The 19,312-nt window shown below is 72.1% G+C and carries 15 protein-coding genes; 11 read left to right on the forward strand and 4 right to left on the reverse strand.

Annotated features, from left to right (window positions below):
• Positions 1-4 precede the first annotated feature (4 nt).
• Both D7X30_RS10490 and D7X30_RS10495 read right to left on the reverse strand, forming a co-directional pair.
• The gene (locus tag D7X30_RS10490; protein WP_120562755.1) at positions 5-1,378 is read right to left on the reverse strand and encodes a sigma-54 dependent transcriptional regulator; all 1,374 of its coding nucleotides are present in this window, start codon (positions 1,376-1,378) and stop codon (positions 5-7) included.
• Positions 1,368-3,485 carry an ATP-binding protein gene (locus D7X30_RS10495; RefSeq protein WP_120562756.1) on the reverse strand — a complete coding sequence of 706 codons (2,118 nt, stop codon included), beginning with the start codon at positions 3,483-3,485 and terminating at the stop codon, positions 1,368-1,370. The genes D7X30_RS10490 and D7X30_RS10495 overlap by 11 nt, the downstream gene beginning before the upstream one ends.
• Positions 3,486-3,677: 192 nt before the next feature.
• Between D7X30_RS10495 and D7X30_RS10500 the strand changes: the two genes are divergently transcribed.
• A complete protein-coding gene (locus tag D7X30_RS10500) occupies positions 3,678-4,229 on the forward strand; it encodes a glutathione peroxidase (RefSeq protein ID WP_120562757.1) in 552 nt (183 codons plus the stop codon).
• Positions 4,230-4,231: 2 nt separating this feature from the next.
• Here the strand turns inward: D7X30_RS10500 and D7X30_RS10505 are convergent, their stop codons facing one another.
• A complete protein-coding gene (locus D7X30_RS10505; protein WP_120562758.1) occupies positions 4,232-4,933 on the reverse strand; it encodes an MBL fold metallo-hydrolase in 702 nt (233 codons plus the stop codon).
• A gap of 192 nt (positions 4,934-5,125) precedes the next feature.
• Here D7X30_RS10505 and D7X30_RS10510 point away from each other — a divergent pair, with 192 nt between their 5' ends.
• The 10 genes from D7X30_RS10510 (at position 5,126) to D7X30_RS10560 (ending at position 17,678) form a co-directional block, all read left to right on the forward strand.
• Positions 5,126-6,358, forward strand: a complete 1,233-nt coding sequence (locus tag D7X30_RS10510; RefSeq protein WP_120562759.1) for an FAD/NAD(P)-binding oxidoreductase — start codon at positions 5,126-5,128, stop codon at positions 6,356-6,358.
• Positions 6,355-7,053 carry a carbonic anhydrase gene (locus tag D7X30_RS10515; RefSeq protein WP_233591504.1) on the forward strand — a complete coding sequence of 233 codons (699 nt, stop codon included), beginning with the start codon at positions 6,355-6,357 and terminating at the stop codon, positions 7,051-7,053. The genes D7X30_RS10510 and D7X30_RS10515 overlap by 4 nt, the downstream gene beginning before the upstream one ends.
• Positions 7,054-7,103: 50 nt before the next feature.
• Positions 7,104-9,152 (forward strand): FUSC family protein, encoded by a 2,049-nt coding sequence (locus D7X30_RS10520; protein ID WP_120562761.1) that lies wholly within the window; start codon positions 7,104-7,106, stop codon positions 9,150-9,152.
• Positions 9,149-9,355, forward strand: coding sequence for a DUF1656 domain-containing protein (locus D7X30_RS10525; protein ID WP_120562762.1), 207 nt, complete (start codon positions 9,149-9,151; stop codon positions 9,353-9,355). The genes D7X30_RS10520 and D7X30_RS10525 overlap by 4 nt, the downstream gene beginning before the upstream one ends.
• A gap of 6 nt (positions 9,356-9,361) precedes the next feature.
• Complete coding sequence (locus D7X30_RS10530; protein ID WP_120562763.1) at positions 9,362-10,270, forward strand: HlyD family secretion protein; 909 nt, start codon at positions 9,362-9,364, stop codon at positions 10,268-10,270.
• Positions 10,267-11,688, forward strand: a complete 1,422-nt coding sequence (locus D7X30_RS10535; RefSeq protein ID WP_120562764.1) for a TolC family protein — start codon at positions 10,267-10,269, stop codon at positions 11,686-11,688. Before D7X30_RS10530 ends, D7X30_RS10535 begins: the two co-directional genes overlap by 4 nt.
• Before the next feature lie 11 nt (positions 11,689-11,699).
• Positions 11,700-13,424 carry a sigma 54-interacting transcriptional regulator gene (locus D7X30_RS10540; protein ID WP_120562765.1) on the forward strand — a complete coding sequence of 575 codons (1,725 nt, stop codon included), beginning with the start codon at positions 11,700-11,702 and terminating at the stop codon, positions 13,422-13,424.
• Positions 13,425-14,042: 618 nt separating this feature from the next.
• The gene (locus D7X30_RS10550; RefSeq protein WP_120562766.1) at positions 14,043-16,082 is read left to right on the forward strand and encodes a serine/threonine-protein kinase; all 2,040 of its coding nucleotides are present in this window, start codon (positions 14,043-14,045) and stop codon (positions 16,080-16,082) included.
• On the forward strand, positions 16,079-16,804 hold the full coding sequence (locus tag D7X30_RS10555) for a hypothetical protein (protein ID WP_120562767.1): 726 nt from the start codon (positions 16,079-16,081) through the stop codon (positions 16,802-16,804). Before D7X30_RS10550 ends, D7X30_RS10555 begins: the two co-directional genes overlap by 4 nt.
• A gap of 49 nt (positions 16,805-16,853) precedes the next feature.
• Positions 16,854-17,678 (forward strand): GNAT family N-acetyltransferase, encoded by an 825-nt coding sequence (locus D7X30_RS10560; protein ID WP_120562768.1) that lies wholly within the window; start codon positions 16,854-16,856, stop codon positions 17,676-17,678.
• Positions 17,679-17,688: 10 nt separating this feature from the next.
• Here the strand turns inward: D7X30_RS10560 and D7X30_RS10565 are convergent, their stop codons facing one another.
• Positions 17,689-19,038 (reverse strand): GON domain-containing protein, encoded by a 1,350-nt coding sequence (locus tag D7X30_RS10565; RefSeq protein WP_120562769.1) that lies wholly within the window; start codon positions 19,036-19,038, stop codon positions 17,689-17,691.
• Between the last annotated feature and the right edge of the window lie 274 nt (positions 19,039-19,312).

Raw genomic sequence — 19,312 nt, forward strand, 5'->3', positions numbered from 1 at the left:
CGTCCTAGCGTTGCGAAACGCCGCTGTCGGTCTTCTCCCTGCGGTGGATGGTGGAGACATCAATCCCCAACAGCTCCGCCGCGCGTGTCTTGTTGCCTCCACAGCGGGCGACCACCCACGCGATGTATTCACCCTCCAGCTGTCTCAGCGGCACCACCTGTCCGTGGGCCGCGGCCAGCGGGTGGACCTCTGGCGCGGCGTCCGCGGTGTGCAGGCGCAGCTGGGCCAGGTCCACGGTGGGCTGCGCTCCCAGGACAACCAAGCGCTCCACCAGGTTCTCCAGCTCGCGCACGTTGCCGGGCCAGGGCATGCGCGTGAGCGTGGCCACGACCTCCGGGGACAGGGTGGTGACGGCGGAGCGCGGATTGCGGGCGCGAGCCTGTGTCACGAAGTGCTCGGCGAGCTTCGGGATGTCCTCCGTGCGCTCGCGCAGCGGCGGCACCCGGAGCGAGACGACGTTGAGCCGGTAGAAGAGGTCCGCCCGGAAGCGGCCTTCCTTCACCCGCGCGTCCAGGTCCTGATGCGTGGCGGCCAGGATGCGCACGTCCACGCGGCGCGAGCCATCCGCGCCCACGGCCCGCACCTCGCCGTCCTGGAGCACGCGCAGCAGCTTCGCCTGGAGCTCCGGGGGCATGTCCCCGATTTCGTCGAGGAAGAGCGTGCCTCCGTCCGCCTCCACGAAGAGGCCCCGGCGCGTGGTCGTGGCTCCGCTGAAGGCGCCCTTGAGGTGGCCGAACAGCTCGCTCTCCAGCAGGGCGTGGGGCAGGGCGGTGCAGTTGACCGCCACGAAGGGCGCCTGGCTCCGGGGCCCTTCGGAGTGGAGCGCCCTGGCGACCAGCTCCTTGCCGCTGCCGCTCTCGCCCCGGATGAGCACCGGCGCCTCCGAGGCCGCCACGCGGTCGATGAGCTCATAGAGCGTCCGCATGGGCACGCTGTGGCCCAGGAGCGAGCCCAGGCCACCGCGCTGGGCCACCTGGCGCTTGAGGTCGCGGTGTTCGGTCCGCAGGCGCCGGGACTCCAGCGCGCGCCCGACGTGGAGCAGCACCTCGTCCAGGCGGAAGGGCTTGGTGAGGTAGTGGTAGGCGCCGCGCTTCATCGCCTCCACGGCGCTCTCCACCGCGCCGAAGGCGGTCATCAGGAGCACCGGGAGCTCCGGGTCGTGACGGCGCGCCGCCGCGAGCACGTCCAGCCCGTCCACCTCCTCCATGCGCAGGTCGCACAGGACGACGTCGTAGACGCGGGCCCTCAGCTGCGCGATGGCGTCCGCGCCGCCCGTGGACAGGTCCACGCGGTAGCCCGCGTCCGTGAGGGGGTCCTTCAACATCTGTCCCATCTCCTCGTGGTCATCCACCACGAGGATGCGCGCGCTAGACGGCATGCCGTTCCTCCCAGCCGGAAGCGGCGGCCACCGGCCACCGCAACGTGAAGACGGTGCCCCGGCCGGGCTCGCTTTCGACCCCCACCTGGCCACCGTGGTTGCGGACGATCTGCGCCACCACGCTCAAACCCAGGCCCGTGCCCTGGCCCCGCTTCTTGGTGGTGAAGAAGGGGTCGAAGACCTGGTGCAGGTGCTCCGGCGCGATGCCACGGCCATCGTCCTGGACGCGGATCTCCACCGCCTGGGCATCTCCCGCCATGCACGTCGTGGCGCTCAGCCGCACGTGGCCTCCGGCGCTGCACGCGTCACAGGCGTTGAGGGCGAGGTTGAGGAGCACCTGCTGGAGCTGATCCGCGTCCGCCGCGAGGCTGGGCAGCCGCTCGGGCACGTCCAGCTCCAAGTGGACGTGCCGTCGCTCGGCCTCCACGTCGAGCAGCTCCTGGAGGCCCCGCACGAGAGGCGCCAGGGGGACGACGCCGGCGCGCGCGGGCTGGAGGCGTGAGAGGTCCAGCAGCTGGCGGATGATGCGGCTCACGCGGTCGATCTGCGTGACGATGGCGTTGAGGCCCCGGCCCTGCGGGTGCTCCACGCCGCCCACCTTCTGGAGCATGTACTCGGCGTGGCCCCGGATGATGCCCAGCGGCGTGCCGATTTCATGCGCCACGCCCGCGGCGAGCACGCCCACCGTGGCCAGCTTCTCCGCGCGCAGGAGCTGATCCTCCAGCATGCGCACGTTGCTCAGGTCCTCCAGCACCAGCAGCGTGCTCGCCTCTCCGTCGCCGTGCTCCAGCGGGACGGCATGGACGTTGAACTGGTCCTTCTCGTTGAAGAGGCTGAGCGGTTCGCCGTGCAGGCTGCGCACTGCGCCCTTGTCCCGCGCGGCCAGCACCAGCGCCGTCAGCCGCTGCACCGCGGCCGTGGGCGCGGTGGGGAAGGCCTCCGGGAGGGTGCTGCCCACGGCGGTGGTTGGCAGCCGCGCGCGCAAGGCCTGGTTCACGGCGCTGATGCGGCCTTCGCGGTCGAGGGCCAGGATGCCCGTGGGGATGTGATCGAGGATCTTCTGCGTCTTCTCATGCAGGTGCGCGAACCTCGCGGCGTGGCGCAGGCTCTCCTGGAGCGCCACCGCCCGGCGGTTGGCGAGCACCACGTAGGTCCCGAACGCCACCAGGAACACCGCCACGAGCAGCGCCGCCAGCGACAGGCGCAGGACCAGGGTGCGCTCGTGGGCGCGCAGGGCGCTCGTGGAGGAGAGCGTCGCCACGGACCAGGAGGCCTCGCCCCGCATGCGCAGGGGACGGAACGTGGCCACCGCGTCCGCGGCCCCCAGGCCCAGGCGCGCGGCCTCCGCCTCGTTGATCCGCAGCGTCCCGGCCGCGCCCGCGCGCATCCTCGCCACCAGGGTGCGCAAGCCCGGCACGAGCTTGCCCTCGGGTTCACCCAGCCGCCGGTGCCACGACGCGAGCGCCGGGTCGCTCATGGGCGCGGGCGTGCCGTGGGCGCCCAAGAGGAGCAGGCGCGTGTTCTCCTCCACCGTCACCATGCGCAGCGGCGCGAAGAGCGGTTCGGTGTCCACGAGGATGGCGATGGCGCCTCCGCCCCCGGGCGTGTCGGAGTCGATGCGGATGGCGAAGACACGCATCCACCCGGAGGACGCGGCGCCTTCGATGGGATGCGACGGAATGACGTGCCCCACCGGGGCCGTGAGCGCCTGCCTCGCGGTGTCCGCGAGCGCCGGGGGATGGACGGCCTCCCTCGGCAGGTGGCGCGACTTGTAGTCCACCAGGAAGAGCCGCTCCTCGCCGTCCGGGCCCAGCACGGCGATGGCCCGGTACTGGCCCACGGCCTCCAACAGGGCGCGCAGCTCGTTGTGATGGTCTCCCGCGGAGCCGGGCTGGGCGAGCAGCTCGCTCGCGAAGCGCAGGTTGTCCCCCAGGTCCTCCAGCGACCGGGCGACGCCGCTGGCGGCCTCCTCCAGCTGGGCCTGCCGGTCTCCCCCGAACTGTTCCACGAGCGCCTGCCGGTCGCGCTGGATGAACCACACGGCTCCGCCCGCCACGCTGGCCAGGGCAACGAGCAGGAGGACGAGGGGGGCGAGGAGACGGTGCATGGAGTGCGAGGGAGTCCACACAACGCAAGGCCCGGGCCAGCCGTTCCCTCCAGGGGCCGGCACCTTGCGCCGCGCCGCGACCGCCGCAAATCACCACACCGGGGCTGGCACTTTGCCGGACCTGCTCGGGGCCGCCCCCTGGCGGGCCTGGGCTAGAGTGGCCGCCCCCTCAGACGGAGACCGAGCCTGAACATGAGCCAGAACCTCTACGACATCCCCCTCACCGGCATCGACGGCGCTCCCCGGACGCTCGGCCAGCACCAGGGCAAGGTCCTGCTGGTGGTGAACGTCGCCTCCAAGTGCGGCCTGACGCCCCAGTACGAAGGACTGCAGAAGCTCTACGCGAGCCGGCAGGGGCAGGGCCTGGAGGTGCTGGGCTTCCCCGCGAACAACTTCATGGGCCAGGAGCCGGGCAGCGAGGCGGAGATCCAGCAGTTCTGCACCTTGAAGTACGACGTGACCTTCCCGCTGTACTCGAAGATCTCCGTGGTGGGGCAGGACAAGCACCCGCTCTACCACGCGCTGACGGGCGCCATCCCGGACGCCACGGGCGAGGGGCCCATGCGCGCGAACCTCAAGGGCTACGGCATCGAAGCCAACCCGCGGCCGGAAGTGCAGTGGAACTTCGAGAAGTTCCTCGTCGGCCGCGATGGCCGCGTCGTGGGCCGCTTCGCGCCGGACGTGACGGCGGAGGATCCGCGCCTCCTCCAGGCCATTGACGCGGAGCTGGCGAAGCCGGCCTGAGGTCAGGCCTCCGGCGCGGGGGCTTGAGTCATCCCGCAGGCGCGGTTGGCCGGGACGGCCAGGTCGATCTTCTTGGGGCGGGGCAGGTGGAGGTTGTTCATCACCTCGATGAACTCCTCGCGGCTCCTGCCCGCGACCCGCGGGTTGTGGCGCTTCTCCTCGCCGATGCTCGTCACCGTGTTCCCGTGGTAGTCGTGCGCGGGGTAGACGAGCGTCGCGTCCGGGAGCTGGAAGAGGACGCGGGTGATGGAGTCGTAGAGCTGGCTCGCGCTCCCGTTCTGGAAGTCGGTGCGGCCGTTGCCCCGCACCATCAGGGCATCCCCGGTGAAGACGCGGTCGCCCAGCAGGTAGCTCACGCTGTCGTCCGTGTGGCCCGGCGTGGCGAGCACCTGGAAGGCGCACTGTCCGACGTGCACCGTGTCGCCGTGCCGCACCCGCAGGTCGGCGCACCGGGCCCCGCCTGTTCCAGCCACCACCTGGCACCGCGTGCGCTCCCGCAGCGTGCCGGACGCGGTGACGTGGTCCGCGTGCACGTGGGTGTCGAAGACGTGGGAGAGGACGAGCCCCAACTCACCCACGAGCCGCAGGTCGCGGTCCACCTGCTCCAGCACCGGATCGATGAGCACGGCCTGGCGCGTGGCCTCATCACCGATGAGATACGTGTAGGTCGAGGACTCGGAGTCGAAGAGCTGGCGGAAGAGCATGTCGGAATCTCCGGTGCACGGGGGCCGCGGGCGGAGAAGAGGCTTCAGCGCCTTCCGCGAATTGTCCGATGGAACGCGAGCTCCGATAAAGGGAAGTCTGCCGATATTTGATGTGGACCCGGCAACGTGCGTTCGCCTCGCGGGGCAACTGGCGCGGTGGGGCTGTCGTGGGCAGGCTCGCGGCTTGCTCCCATGAACGCTCCTCCATCCCTCAAGCCTTCGCCCGAGCACCACCGGGTGCTGATCATCGGCGGCGGCACCGCGGGCCTCACGGTCGCGGCGCGGCTGCGGCGCAAGGGCGTGCGGGGCGTCGCCGTGCTCGAACCCTCGGCGCAGCACTTCTACCAGCCGCTGTGGACGCTGGTGGGCGCTGGCGCCGCGGACATCGCGAGCACCGTGCGGCCGGAGGCGGACTACATCCCGAAGGGGACGCGGTGGATCCAGGACCGGGCGGAGGAGGTGGACCCCGTCCGTCAGCAGGTGCTCACGCGGGGCGGCGCGCGGCTGACCTATGACTTCCTGGTGGTCGCTCCGGGCATCCAGTTGGACTGGGACCGGGTGCGCGGCCTGCGTGAGGCGCTGGAGACGCCGTACGTGTCCAGCAACTACGACTTCCGGCTGGCGCCGAAGACGTGGGAGATGGTGCGGGCGTTCCAGGGCGGCACGGCGTTGTTCACGCACCCGGCCACGCCCGTGAAGTGCGCGGGGGCGCCGCAGAAGATCATGTACCTGGTGGCGGACCACCTGCGCCGCAGCGGGCTCGCGGGGAAGTCGCGCGTCGTCTTCGGCTCGGGGGCCAAGGCGCTCTTCGGGGTGCAGCCCTACACGCGGGTGCTGGAGGGCGTCGTGGACCGCTACGGCATCCAGACGCACTTCAGCCACGACCTGGTGGAGGTGCGCGCGCACACCCGCGAGGCGCTCTTCGCGGTGACGCGCGACGGGCGCCGGGAGTGGGTGACGCTGGGTTATGACCTCCTGCACGTCACGCCGCCGCAGAGCGCGCCGGACTTCATCAAGCGCAGCGCGCTGGCCCATCAGGACGGTCCGAACGCGGGCTGGGTCAAGGCGCACAAGCACACGCTCCAGCACCCCGACCATCCGAACGTCTTCGCCATTGGAGACGCGAGCGACCTGCCCACGTCGCGCACGGGCGCCGCCGTCCGGGCGGAGGCTCCCGTGCTCGTGGAGAACCTGGTGGCCGTGATGGAGGGGCGCGAGCCCACGGCGCGGTATGACGGTTATGCGTCCTGCCCGCTGGTGACGGGCTACGGGCGGATGCTGCTCGCCGAGTTCGACTACGACGGCCAGCCCGCCCCGAGCCTGCCGTTCATCAACACCTTCGTGGAGCGCCGCGACCTGTGGCTGCTCAAGAAGTACGGACTGCCGCGCCTGTACTGGGACTGGATGCTCCGTGGTCGCGCGTGAACACTGGAGGAAGTGACCGCTCGACGGTGGGGTTTGCCCGTGCGACCTTCCGGGCCGTGACGCCCTACGACAAGATCTTCGAGAGCAACAAGGCCTGGGCGGAGGAGCAGCTCCGCTCGGATCCGGACTACTTCACCAAGCTGTCGGTGTCGCAGCAGCCGGACTTCCTCTACATCGGGTGTTCGGACAGCCGCGTGCCCGCGAACCAGATCATGGGTCTGGCGCCGGGTGACGTCTTCGTTCACCGCAACGTCGCCAACCTGGTCAACAACGTCGACCTCAACGTGATGTCGGTCATCAACTACGCCGTCCGGCAGTTGGACGTGAAGCACATCATCGTCTGCGGCCACTACGGCTGCGGCGGCGTGCGCGCGGCGATGCAGCCCAAGGACCTGGGCATCCTCAACCCCTGGCTGCGCAACATCCGGGACGTGTACCGGTTCCACAAGCAGGAGCTGGACGGCATCTCGGACGAGACGAAGCGCTATGAGCGGCTGGTGGAGCTCAACGTCCTGGAGCAGAGCATCAACATCATCAAGACGGCCGCCGTGCAGAAGTCCTACCTGTCGCGGGGCTTCCCCATCGTGCACTCGTGGGTGTTCGACCTGCGCAACGGCCTCATCCAGGACCTGAAGCTGGACTTCGTGCAGACGCTCCACAGCATCCAGGAGGTCTACGACCTCACGAAGGAGTGAGACTCCGGGGCTGACGACAGCGCCGGGGAGCGCGGCCTAGACCCGCGGAGATGATGACTCCGCGGCTCAGGGCATGGGTGTTCTCACTCAACACCTTCGCCGCCGCGATGGCCGCGCTGTTCCTCGGCCTGCGCTTCTCCCTGCCCAGACCGTACTGGGCGATGATCACCGTCTACGTCGTCAGCCAGCCGCTGTCCGGCGCGCTGCGCTCGAAGGCCGTCTTCCGGCTGCTGGGCACGGTGCTGGGCGCGGTGATGGCGTGCGTGCTCGTCCCCCACCTGGTGAACGCACCGGAGCTGCTGTCGCTCGCGATGGCGCTGTGGGTGGGCTGCTGCCTGTACCTGGCGCTCCTGGACCGCACGCCGCGCAGCTACGTCTTCATGCTGGGCGGCTACACCGCGGCCATCATCGGCTTTCCCGGTGTCTCCTCGCCGGGGGCCCTCTTCGACATTGCGCTGGTGCGGGTGGAGGAGATTGGCCTGGGCATCGTGTGCGCCACCGTCGTGCACACCGCTCTCTTTCCGCGCCCGGTGGGGCCGGTGCTGCTGGACCGAATCGACGGCTTCCTCGCGGACGCGGGCCGGTGGGCCCAGGACGCGCTCGCGGGCCGCAGGGACGCGCGCACGCGCCGCGAGTGGCACCGGCTGGCGGAGGACGTCACCGCGCTCCACCTGCTGGCGACGCACCTGCCGTTCGACACCGCCGGCCTGCGCCCCAGGGCCGGCGCCGTGCGCGCGCTGCACGAGCGCATGTCCATGCTGCTGCCCATCCTCTCCAGCATCGAGGACCGGCTCGCCGTCCTCCAGACCTCGGGCAAAGGGCCCGACGCCAGGCGGGACACGCTCCTCCAAGCGCTGAGCGCGTGGATCCAGGCGGGGCCCGACGCCGCTCGCGCCGAAGGCCAGCGGCTCTCCGAGGCCTGCGCCGCGCTCGCGCCGCCGCTGGACGCGAAGGCGGACTGGACGGCGCTCGTCACCACCAGCCTTGCCGTGCGCCTGGGCGAGCTGGTGGACACCGTCCAGGACTGCCGCGACCTGCGCGCCTTCATCCGCGACCCCACCGGGCCCGCGCCGGAGCGCCTGACGCCGCTCCTGCTCGCGCGTGTCCAGCGTCCGCTGCACCGCGACCGGGGCCTGGCGCTCATGTCCGGCATCGCGGCGGCGGCGGCCGTGCTGCTCTGCTGCGCCGTGTGGATTTCGCTCGCGTGGCCGGAGGGCAGCGCGGCGGCGATGATGGCGGCCGTCTACAGCTGCCTCTTCGCGACCCAGGATGATCCGGTGCCGGCCATCCTGTCCGCGCTGGCCTTCACCGGGGTGTCCTTCGTCGTGGGCGGGGTGTACCTGTTCGGCATCCTGCCCGGCATCGACGGTTTTCCCCTGCTGGCCGCCGCGCTGGCCCCCACGCTCCTGGGCGTGGGGGTGTTGATGGCGGATCCGCGGTGGGCGGGGCGCGCGAGCATCGCGGTGCTGGGCCTCCTGGGGACGCTGTCGCTCCAGGAGCGCTACACCGCGGACCTGGCGGAGTTCATCAACAGCTCGCTGGCGCAGGCCGTGGGCTTCATCGCCGCCGCGCTGTCCACCCGCTTCCTGCGCTCCGTGGGCACGGACTGGAGCGCGCACCGGCTCTTGCGCACCGGGTGGCGGGAGCTGGCGGGCCTGGCCTCCGCCGAGGGCGTGCCGGACCGCCTGGGCTGGACGAGCCGCATGCTGGACCGGCTGGGCATGCTCACCCCGAGGCTGGCGCTGGCCACGTCCCGCGACGAGGCGCTGGAGGCCGCGGACGCGCTGGCGGACCTGCGGCTGGGCTTGAACGTCGTGGACCTTCAGCGGGTCCGTCCGCACGTGGGGACTGCCGCGAGCCTGTCCGCGGGGCTGCTGCTCCAGCGCATCTCCGGGCACTTCCGGGCGCGCTCGCTGGGGCGGGTGACGGCGCCTCCGGTGGAGCTGCTCGGGGCGCTGGACGCGACGTTGGGCAGCGTGGCGGACGCGCCGCCTTCCGCGCAGAAGCGCGACGGGGTGCTCGCGCTCGTGGGGTTGCGGCGCGCGCTGTTTCCGGACGCGGCGCCCTACCGGGCAGCGCCCCTGGAGGCGGCGCGATGAGGGGAGAGCTGGACGTCCAGGGGGTCTTCGTCCCCGCGCTCCTCGTCTGGGCGCTGGTCGCGGTGGCGCTCGGTGTGCCCCTGCGGCGGGGACTGGCCGCGCTCCATGTCTACCGGTGGGTGTGGCACCCGGCGCTCTTCGACCTGGCGCTGTTCGTCCTCCTCTGGTTCGCGGTGACCTTCCTCGCCTCGCGGGTCCCCTGAGACGCCATGAAACCCACGCGCCCGCAGCTCATCCGGATTGGCGTGACGGTGGCCGTCGTCGCGCTGGCCCTGCTCGCGGGCTGGTGGATGTGGCGGCACTACGAGGTCGAGCCGTGGACGCGCGACGGCCGCGTGCTGGCGGACGTGGTGCAACTGGCGCCGGACGTGTCGGGAGTCGTCACGTCGGTGGACGTGCAGGACAACCAGCGGGTGACCCGGGGGCAGGTGCTCTTCGTCATCGACCGCGCCCGCTTCGAGCTCGCGCTGAGGCAGGCGGAGGCGGTGGTGACGAGCCGGCAGGCGGCGCGGGCGCAGGCGCAGCGTGAGTCCGAGCGCAACCGGGGGCTGGGCAACCTGGTGTCCGAGGAGGCCCGCGAGCAGGGGCTGTCCCGCGCGGAGCAGGCGGAAGGGGCGCTCCAGCAGGCGCTGGCCAACCGGGACATCGCAGCGCTGAACCTGGACCGCTCCACGGTGCGCGCGCCGGTGAACGGCATCATCACCAACCTGGAGGTGGAGGAGGGGGACTACGCCACCGCCGGGCGGCAGATGGTGGCGCTGGTGGACAGCGACTCCTTCCGCGTGGAGGGCTACTTCGAGGAGACGAAGCTGCCGCGCATCCGCGTTGGCGCGCCAGTCACCATCCGGCTCATGGGCGAGCCGGCCCTCTTGCGTGGACACGTGGAGGGGATCGCCGCGGGCATCGAGGACCGCGAGCGCGGGGCGGGCCCCAGCCTCCTGCCCAACGTGAACCCCACGTTCAGCTGGGTGCGTCTGGCCCAGCGGGTGCCCGTGCGCATCGCGCTGGACGCGGTGCCCGAGGGAGTCCGGCTCGTGTCCGGACGCACCGCGACGGTGACGGTGCACGAAGAGGGGGACGGGGCTTCGGCCGCGCGCACCGGGGACGTCCGTCCATGAGCACGCGGGGGCTGCGCGGGTGGGTGGGCCTGGCGCTGCTGGTGTCCGCCTGCACGACCGTGGGGCCTGATTACCGGGGGCCACCGCCGTCCGCGGTCGTCCATTCGCCCGAAGCCACCGGGGCCTTCCTGGGCGCGGAGGATCCGCACTACTCGGCGGAGCCCGTCCCGGGCGAGTGGTGGCGGCTGTACGAGGATCCGGTGCTGGAGGGGTTGGTGCAGCAGGCGCTGAAGTCGAACGTGGACCTGCGGGTGGCGGAGGCGAACCTCGCGCGGTCGCAAGCGGTGCTGGCGGAGGTCGGGGGCGCGCTGCTGCCGACCTTTGGAGTGGACGCGGCGGTGGGCGTGGGCAGGACGCCGCCGGTCCGGCCGTCGGTGACCTACGGCCTGGGCTTCGACGTGTCGTATCAGTTGGACCTGTTCGGGCGGATCCGCCGGGGCATCGAGGCGGCGCGCGCGGACACGGAGGCGGTCCAGGCCGCGCTGGACCTGACGCACATCACGGTGGCCGCGGAGACGACCCGGGCGTACGCGAGCGTCTGCTCGGTGGGCAACGAGGTGTTGGTGGCGCGTCACGTGCTGGTCCTGCAGGAGGAGAGCCTTTCGCGGACGCGGCGGCTGGTGGAGGCGGGGCGGGGGACGGCGCTGGACCTGAGCCGGGCGCGAGCGCAGGTGGAGGTGCTTCGCGCGAACATCCCTCCGCTGGTGGTGCTGCGGCGCATCGCGCTGCTGCGGCTGGCGGTGCTCAGCGGCAGGCCGCCCGCGGCGTTTCCTCCGGACGTGGAGGCGTGTGAGACGCCGCCACGGCTGGCTTCGCCCATCCCGGTGGGGGATGGCGCCGCGCTGCTGCGCAGGCGTCCGGATGTCCGGCAGGCGGAGCGGGCGCTTGCGTCGGCGACCGCGCGCATCGGCGTGGAGACGGCGGACCTCTATCCCACGGTGAACTTCGGGCTGTCCGCGGGGTCCGGAGGCCTGATGAGTTCCTTCGGACAGGAGAGCACGCTGAGCTGGAGCCTGGGGCCGCTGCTGTCCTGGACGTTTCCGAACACCCGCGTCGCCAGGGCTCGCATCGCGCAGGCGGATGCGGCCGCGCAAGGGGCGCTCGCGCAGTTCGACGGGGTGGTGCTCAACGCGCTGCTGGAGACGGAGAGCAACCTGACGCAGTACACGCAGGAGCTGGAGCGCGTCGCCGCGCTCACGGCCGCCCGGGACTTCAGCGCCGAGGCCGCGCGCGAAGCCGACGCGCTCTACCGGGGAGGGAGGGAGAGCTTCCTGGGCGTGCTCGACGCGGAGCGCACCCGGGCCAACGCCGAGGCTTCGCTGGCCTCCGCGCAGAGCCAGTTGGTGTCCGATCAGATCGCCCTGTTCCTGTCGCTGGGTGGGGGATGGGAGGAGCCGCCGCCCGCGGGGGGACAGTAGGATGGGGGCGGATGCGCTTCTTCCTGACCCTCCCGGACGGCCGTTCCATCGCGCTGGAGAAGCCGGTGGTGTCCGTGGGCTCCGAGCCCGCGTGCGACGTCGTCCTCTCCGCGCCCGGAGTGAAGGGCAGCCACGCCCTGGTGTTCCGTGACGCGCGCGGGTGGACGGTGTCCGCCGCCAGCGCGGACTGTGACGTCCGGGTTCGTGGCAAGCGGGTGGAGCTGGCGCCGCTGGAGCCGGGAGAGTCCTTCAGCGTGGGCAGGGCTTCGCTCACGCTGACGGTTTCGGAGGCGCCGGTTCGCGTGGAGCCTTCCTCGCCGCCGTCCCGCCTGCTGGGCGTGCTGACGGACTTCGCTTCGCGGCTGCTCGTGCAGCGCCCTTCGTCGGAGCTGCTGGAGGCGGCGCTGCGGGGCATCTCGGACGTCACCTCCGCGGACGTGGGGTTCCTCGTGTCGGTGGAGGGGGACCGGCGGCAGGTGCTGGCGGCCACCGGCTCCGTGCCGGCTTCGGCGGTGGTGGACAGCCTCGTGGATCAGGTCGTGGGCTCGGGGGCTCCGGTGCTGGTGCCGGACGTCGCGGCGGAGGCGGCGCTCGCGGGGGCTCCCAGTGTCCTGGCGTTGCGGCTGACCTCCGCGCTCGTGCTGCCGCTTCGTGCGGGCTCCGCGCCGCTGTGCGCCGTGTACCTGGGACGGCGCCTGGGCAGCCCTCCGTTCTCGACCCGCGAGCTGGAGGAGGCCATGGCGTTGTCGTCGCTCGCGGCGCTGCTGCTGGCCACGTCGCGGGAGCTGACGGAGCTGCGCGCCCAGGTGGACAGCCTCACGCAGCGCATCGCCGCGGCCACGTTCGAAGGGCTCATCGGTGAGTCCCCGGTCATGCGGAACCTCTACCGGCAGGTGGAACGCCTGGGGCCCACGTCCCTGCACGTGCTCATCCAGGGCGAGACAGGCACGGGGAAGGAGGAGGTGGCCCGGGCGCTTCACCGGCGGAGCGGCCGGCGCGGACGGCTGGTGGCCATCAACTGCGCGGCGCTTCCGGAGTCCCTCATCGAGCGTGAGTTGTTCGGCCACGTTCGCGGGGCGTTCTCCGGCGCGACCTCCGACCGCGCGGGGCTGGTGGAGGCGGCGGATGGGGGCACGCTGTTCCTGGATGAGATTGGAGACATGCCGTTGTCGCTCCAGTCGCGCCTGCTGCGTGTCGTCCAGGAACACGAGGTGACGCGGCTGGGCGAGCACCGTCCCCGCAAGGTCGACATGCGCGTCGTGGCCGCCACGCACCAGCCGTTGAAGGCGCTCGTCGCCCGAGGGGCCTTCCGTGAGGACCTCCTCTTCCGCCTGGACGAGGTGCGCCTGGAGGTGCCCGCGCTGCGGGAGCGCGGCGAGGACGTGCTGCTCATCGCGCACCATGTCCTGAAGCAGCAGGGCGCGCGTGCGCGGGGCCTCACGCAGAAGGCGGCGGAGGCCCTGCGCGGTCATCCCTTCCCCGGCAACGTCCGCGAGCTCGTGTCTCGCGTGCGGCGCGCGGCCATCCTGGCGTCTGGGGAGCTCATCGGCGTCGAGGACCTGGACCTGGCCGCGGACACGGCGCCGCTGGTGCCCCTGGACGAGGCACGTGATGCGTTCGTGCTGCGCTACGTGCGCGAGGCCATTGCTCGCAGCGGGGGAAGCAAGAAAGAGGCGGCCCGGGCGCTGGGCATCGGCGTGCGCTCCGTGTTCCGATACCTGGGGGAAGAGGAGTGAGGACGGCTCCCCCATCCTCGCAGCTGATCACCATGCGCTTCCCACTCTCGTTCCTGCTGCTCGTCCTACTCGTGGGCCCGGGGTGTCCGCTCGACATCCAGGTGCGTGAGGAGTTGGACGCCGGCTGTCTGGGAGACGTCTGCGTGCGCTCCTGCGCCGCGGACCGGGAGTGTCCCGAGGACCAGCGCTGCTCCGACGTCCACAGGGAATGCGAAGCGGGCCCCCGCCTCACAGAGCCCTGCTCCGATCCCCTGGCCTGTTCGACGTTCGCGTACTGCGTGAAGGGACGCTGTACACGCGATTGCGACCCGGGCTGCCCCACGGGCTACCAATGCTCACCGGCTCCGGAGTCCCTGTGTGTCGAGACCTGCGAGGGCCTGTCCCCCGAGCACCTGGGCGACTTCTGCGAGAGCTCCATGGACTGCGCCCGCTGCGGCTTCTGCGCGGACCTGGGACGTGGGAAGACTTGTCACCAACCCTGCCGGTCGGATGCGGAGTGTCCCGGGGGACAGGCAGGCACGTGCGTGCAGCTCCCCGGCTCCACCCTCCGCGTGTGCCAGCAGTGAGGGCGCCCCGGGGTTTGATCGCGCGGATCCCGCTTCCTAGACTGCGCGCGCGATGACGGGCGAACTGCTGGCCGGCCGCTACCAGTTGGAGCAGGAGTTGGGGCGGGGCGGGATGGCGACGGTCTTCCTCGCCCTCGACCTCCGGCTGTCCCGCCGCGTGGCCGTGAAGGTGCTGCACCCGGGCCTGGACGCCCGCTTCACCGAGCGCTTCCGCCAGGAGGCGGAGGTGGTGGCCTCGCTCCAGCACCCCAATGTCCTGGCGGTGCATGACTTTGGCGAGGACGCCGTGCGCGGCCCGTTCCTCGTCTGTGAATGGGTGCAAGGCGAGAACCTGCGCGAACTGGCGCGGCGCCTGGCTCCCGTGCCGCCGGAGGCCGTCGCGCTGCTGGGCTGGGAGCTGGCCCGCGCGCTGGACGCGGCGCATGCGCGCGGTGTGGTGCACCGGGACGTGAAGCCGGAGAACGTGCTCGTGGCGCGTGGGGGGCCGCTGAAGCTCGCGGATTTCGGCATCGCCGCGCTGGCGGAGGACCAGGCCCGGCTGACGAGCACTGGCGCCGTCATCGGCTCGCTGGCGTACATGGCGCCGGAGCGTATCGATACCGGGGCGTGGTCCCCGGCGTCGGACGTCTACGCGGTAGGCGTGGTGTTGTTCGAGCTGTGCACCGGTTCGACGCCACATGCAGGGGAGGGCAGTGCCCGGCTGGCGGTCTCGGTGATGACCCGCGATGCACCGCCGTTGGTGGAGGCCGCGCCGGGCACGCCCGCGCCCCTGTCGGCGCTGGTCGCGCGGTGTCTTGCCCGGGATGCGCGTGACAGGCCCGTGGAGGGTGGGGCGCTGGCGCAGGAGCTGGAGGCGGTGCTGCGGTCGTGGGTTGGGGCTCCCGCCGAAGCGTCACGTGCCTTCTTCCAGGCACCGGAGTCCTCCGTGGCCCGCTGGCGCGAGGACCGGTTCCAGCGGCTGTTGGGCGAAGGCCGTGCGCTGCTCGTCGCGGGGCAGGGTGCCCAGGCTGCCCGGTGCCTCAACGCCGCGTTGACGCTCCGGCCCGGGGCCCCCGAGGTGCTGGCGCTCCTTCGCTCGCGTCCCATGAAGAAGGGCTTCGTCCGGCGAGCGTGGGATGCGCTCCCGCGCTCGTGGGCGGAACACAGGCGGGGGTTCCTGACGGGCGTGGTGCTCGCGGGGCTGTTGGGCGGGTTGGGAACGTGGGCTTGGCGCGCGGGTGGCTCCAGGACTCCGACGGTGGCCAACGGGCTGGAGTCGGCGCTCGCGCCGGATTTGGAGGCAATGGTGCGGACCGCCGTGCCAGTTGCTCCTGATGCGGGCTCGCCTGCCACGTCGGAGGACTTTGCCGCGCTCGTGCCCGGTGCCGACTCCACTGCGACAATGGCGGCCTCGGCCTCGGCACCGCCCGGCGCTGGCCTGCCTGCCACAAGCGAGGACTCCGCCGCGCCCGTGGCCGTCGCCCGCCTTGATTCAGCGCAAAGACCTTCGCGTCCCTTGCATCAGGCGGCGGCCGGTACGCCGGTCCGGGCCGCGCGTCCGGACGCTCCGGGTAGGTCGCCTCGGGCAGCGCCAGCGCCGCTGACCCGCCCCGCCCAGGACTCTCCGCAGCGGCCCGTGTCCCCGGAGCCCACCGGCACGGAGCTGCCGGTTCGCGTGCCGGATGCCCAGGACTTCGCGACGCTCACGGTGGTGACACGCCCCTGGGCCGAGGTGTTCGTGGACGGTCAGAGCCGGGGCTACACCCCTCGGCTGCGCGAGCTGCGGCTGTCTCCCGGCACGCACCGGCTCCGCTTCGCCAACCCCTTGTGCGAGCCCGTCGAGGAAGTGCTCGAAGTGGCTGCCGGCGCAGCCGTCTCGCGCGAAGTCTCCCTCCGGGTGCGCGACGCGGAGGTCACCATCGTCGCGCCCGCGGCGTCCCGCGTCTTCGTCGACGGCGTGGAGGTGGGCGTGGCTCCGCTGCGTGAACCCTTGAAGCTCTCGCACGGGGGACACCTCCTGTCCGCCCGCGACCCGGGAGGCAACGTGCTGAGGCAATCGCTCGACGCGGTGGCGGGGTCCCGCACCACGGTCGTGCTGGGGTCCGCTCCATGAAGACCGCCATCGTCGCCCTGCTGCTCGCGGCGTACTCCCCGCTGGGCCCCGCTCGTGAGGCCTACCAGTCCGGCGACCTGCCTCGCGCCCGGACCGAGCTGGAGGCCCTGCTCCAGCCCTCGCGGCTCTCCCATCCTCAAGAGGAGGCCGAAGCCCACCTGCTGCTCGCGGCGACGCTCCACGCCCAGGAGGACGTGCCCCGCGCGGAGCACGAGGCCGTGGAAGGGCTCGCGCTCGACCCCGACGCGAAGCTGGATCCCCTGGTGTATCCGCCGGACTTCATCGCCTTCATCGAACGGGTGCGCGCGCGGCGGCAGGACCGCATCGACCCGCGCGCCGCCCGACTCCGGCCGCCCGTGCTCCTGCCCGGGACCGCGTCCTCCACCGCCGCTCCCGTCCTCGTCGAGCCCCGCCCGGCCTCGCAAGGCTGGTACCTGGTGCCGTTCGGCGTGGGGCACTTCGTGCACGGCCAACGCTCCAAGGGCACCGTGCTCGCGGCAGGGCAGGGCACGGCGTTCGCCGTGTCCGCGGTCTCCCTGGGCGTGGCCCTGTCCCTGCGCGGCTCGGACGGCCGCTACTCGGCCCAGGACGCGCCCACGGCCCGGGCCTTCAACGTCTCCTATCTCGTGGGGGCCTACGCCTTCGCGGCCCTCTATGCCTACGGCGTGCTGGATGGGCTGCTGTCCTCGCCCCCGCCGCCCACGGGACGCGGGCCTGGGTGAGCGCCTCGGCGCACTGACGCGGCGGCCTGCTCCGGTGTAAACGGGGCGGATGAACGACGTGAACCTGGTGGAGATCGCCCGGCGGTTCGAATGCAAGCAGGCCACCTCCGCGGTGGCGCTTTCGACGGCCTCCGCGCCGCTCGCGGACGGCTGGATGGCGTTCGGCGGCGTGGGGTCCTACATCAACAAGTCGTGCGGCTACGGCTTCGAGCGCGACGTCACGGACGCGGAACTGGACGCGCTGGTGGACTTCTTCGCGTCGCGTGGAGTGGAGCCCAAGGCGGAGCTGAGCCCCTTCGCGCCCCAGGCCCTGCTGAAGGGGCTGGCGGCCCGGGGCTTCGTGCTGCGTGAGTTCGAGACGGTGCTGTACCGGCCGCTGCAAGCCGGGGAGGACCTGTCGAAGCTGGCCCGGGGCGCTCCCGCCGGGCTGCGCGTCGAGCGGGTGGATCCGTCCGACGACGCGGCGGTGCGCAGGTTCGTGGAGGTCGCCGGCAGCGGCTTCGTCCCGGAAGGCGAGTCGATGCCGGCGGTCTTCCTGGAGATGGGATTGAAGGCGGCGCGCAACCCCGCCTCGGACTCGTACGTGGCGTGGCTCGACGGCGTGGCGGTGGGGGCCGGCAGCTGCGAGGTGAGCGACGGGCTCACCTCGCTGTTCGGCACGTCGGTGCTGCCCGCGTACCGGCGGCTCGGCGTGCAGCAGGCGCTGATTGTCGCGCGGCTGGCGCGGGGGCTGGAGAAGGGCAGCGACCTGGCGGCCATCATGTCCTCGCCCGGCATCCCCACGGAGCGCAACGCCATGCGCCTGGGCTTCCTCATGGCCTACTCCCGCGCCGTGCTGGTGAAGCCCGGCGCGGGGCTGGAGCCGTCGCCCTGAACGTCAGGGGCTACGGCTGCGGCAGGGTGTACGCGAGGGGCAGCAGGGCGCCGTTCTTGTTGAACGGGTTGTAGCTGCCCTGCGGGCCCACCCAGCCGCAGCCTCCGTAGCCGCGCATCTCCACCACCTGGAAGTGGTCATAGAAGGCCCACCACGAGGACTCGCTCGAAGGGCCGGCCCGGCCGATGTTGCCGACGGGCACGGAGAACGGCGTGCCTCGCAGGTCCACGTTGGCCAGGCCCGTGCGGCTGCACCCCATGGCCGCCGCGTAGGTCATGGCCGTCACGAGCTCCTTGTTGACGTGCATGAGGGAGCCGCTGGACGTCGAGAAGGTGTGGTCCCCGGTGTCCACGGCGAGGGTGATGGGGTTCAGCCTGACGCGCGTGAACCGGGTCCGCACGTCGGTGCCCGGCGAGTTTCCTCCCGCCGTGTACTGCGAGTAGTTGGCGCCCTCCTCCGTGTGCACCAGGGGGAGGTACTCCCTGGGCGTGCCGGCCATGTCCTGGCACCAGGCCGTCCAGCGCTTCAGCGGGTCCTTGTTCACGAACAGCGCGTACTCGCCGTCCGGCGCACCGGGGCGGGCCGCCTTGAGCTCCTGGCACGTCGCGGGGAGATCCTCGCCGCGGTAGTGGAGCTGGAGCAGGCTGCCCTGCTGGTTGAAGGGGTTGTAGCTGCCCTGTGGGCCCACCCAGCCGCAGAAGCCGTTACCGGACAGCGTGACGACCTGGCCGTCCTCGCTGGAGATGGCGGCGCCGGTCGCGTTCGCGCCGGCCACGCCGAACGACTCCGCCTCCACCGTGAACGGAGTGCCCCGGAGGTCGATGTGGCCCTGGCCCTGGCCGCCGTTGCACGCCATGGCCACGCCGTAGGGCATCGCGGTGACGGTGTCCGGCGAGTGCGTCAGCTCGCCCGTGGAGGTGGCGAAGGTCTGGTCCCCCGTGACCACGCGCAGGGTCACCGGGTCGATACGCAGCCGGGTGAAGTGGGTGCGCACGTCGGTGCCGGGGGAGGCGCCGCCGGCCGTGTACTGCGAGAAGTTGGAGTCGGCGTCCGTGCGCGTGAGCGTGAGGTACTCGGTGGGCGTGCCGGCCATGTCGTGGCAGTACGCGGTCCAGGACGCGCCGGTGTCACCCGCCACGTACAGCACGTAGTCGCCGTCCGGCGCTCCGGGTTGGGCGGCGCGGATCTCCAGGCAGCGGGAGGGCCGCGAGGTGAGGGGCTGGGGGCGCTCCGCCAGGGTGCTGGGGCTGGCGCTGTCGCTGGCGCCACAGCCGGCGGCGGCGAGCGCCAGGAGGCTCCAGGTCAGGGTCCGCGCGTGGCGGGGGAGGTGGGGGATGGCGGAAGGCTTCTGGAAGTTCATGGGGCTGGGCTCCTGTGAGGGTTGCGTGGCCTTCCCATGGCAAGGTCGGGGCCACGCGGGCCGCCAGGGCCCCGCCGTCGGGATTCCGGGGCGTTACGTGAGAGCGCGGCCCGCCGGATGACGTGGCCGCGCCGCGAACGTGCCAGTCCTGGCACGCGCGCTGGCTCCTCCCAGGAGGCGGCCTGTCATGCCCCCCTCAGGGCCCTCCACGGACATCGCGGAGGGCGCACCCCGGCGCCATGCGGGAGGCACGGCGCCGGTGCGGGTCTCCGGC

Origin of the sequence: Corallococcus sp. AB011P (assembly GCF_003611605.1) — a bacterium.
GTDB classification, from domain to species: Bacteria; Myxococcota; Myxococcia; order Myxococcales; family Myxococcaceae; genus Corallococcus; species Corallococcus coralloides.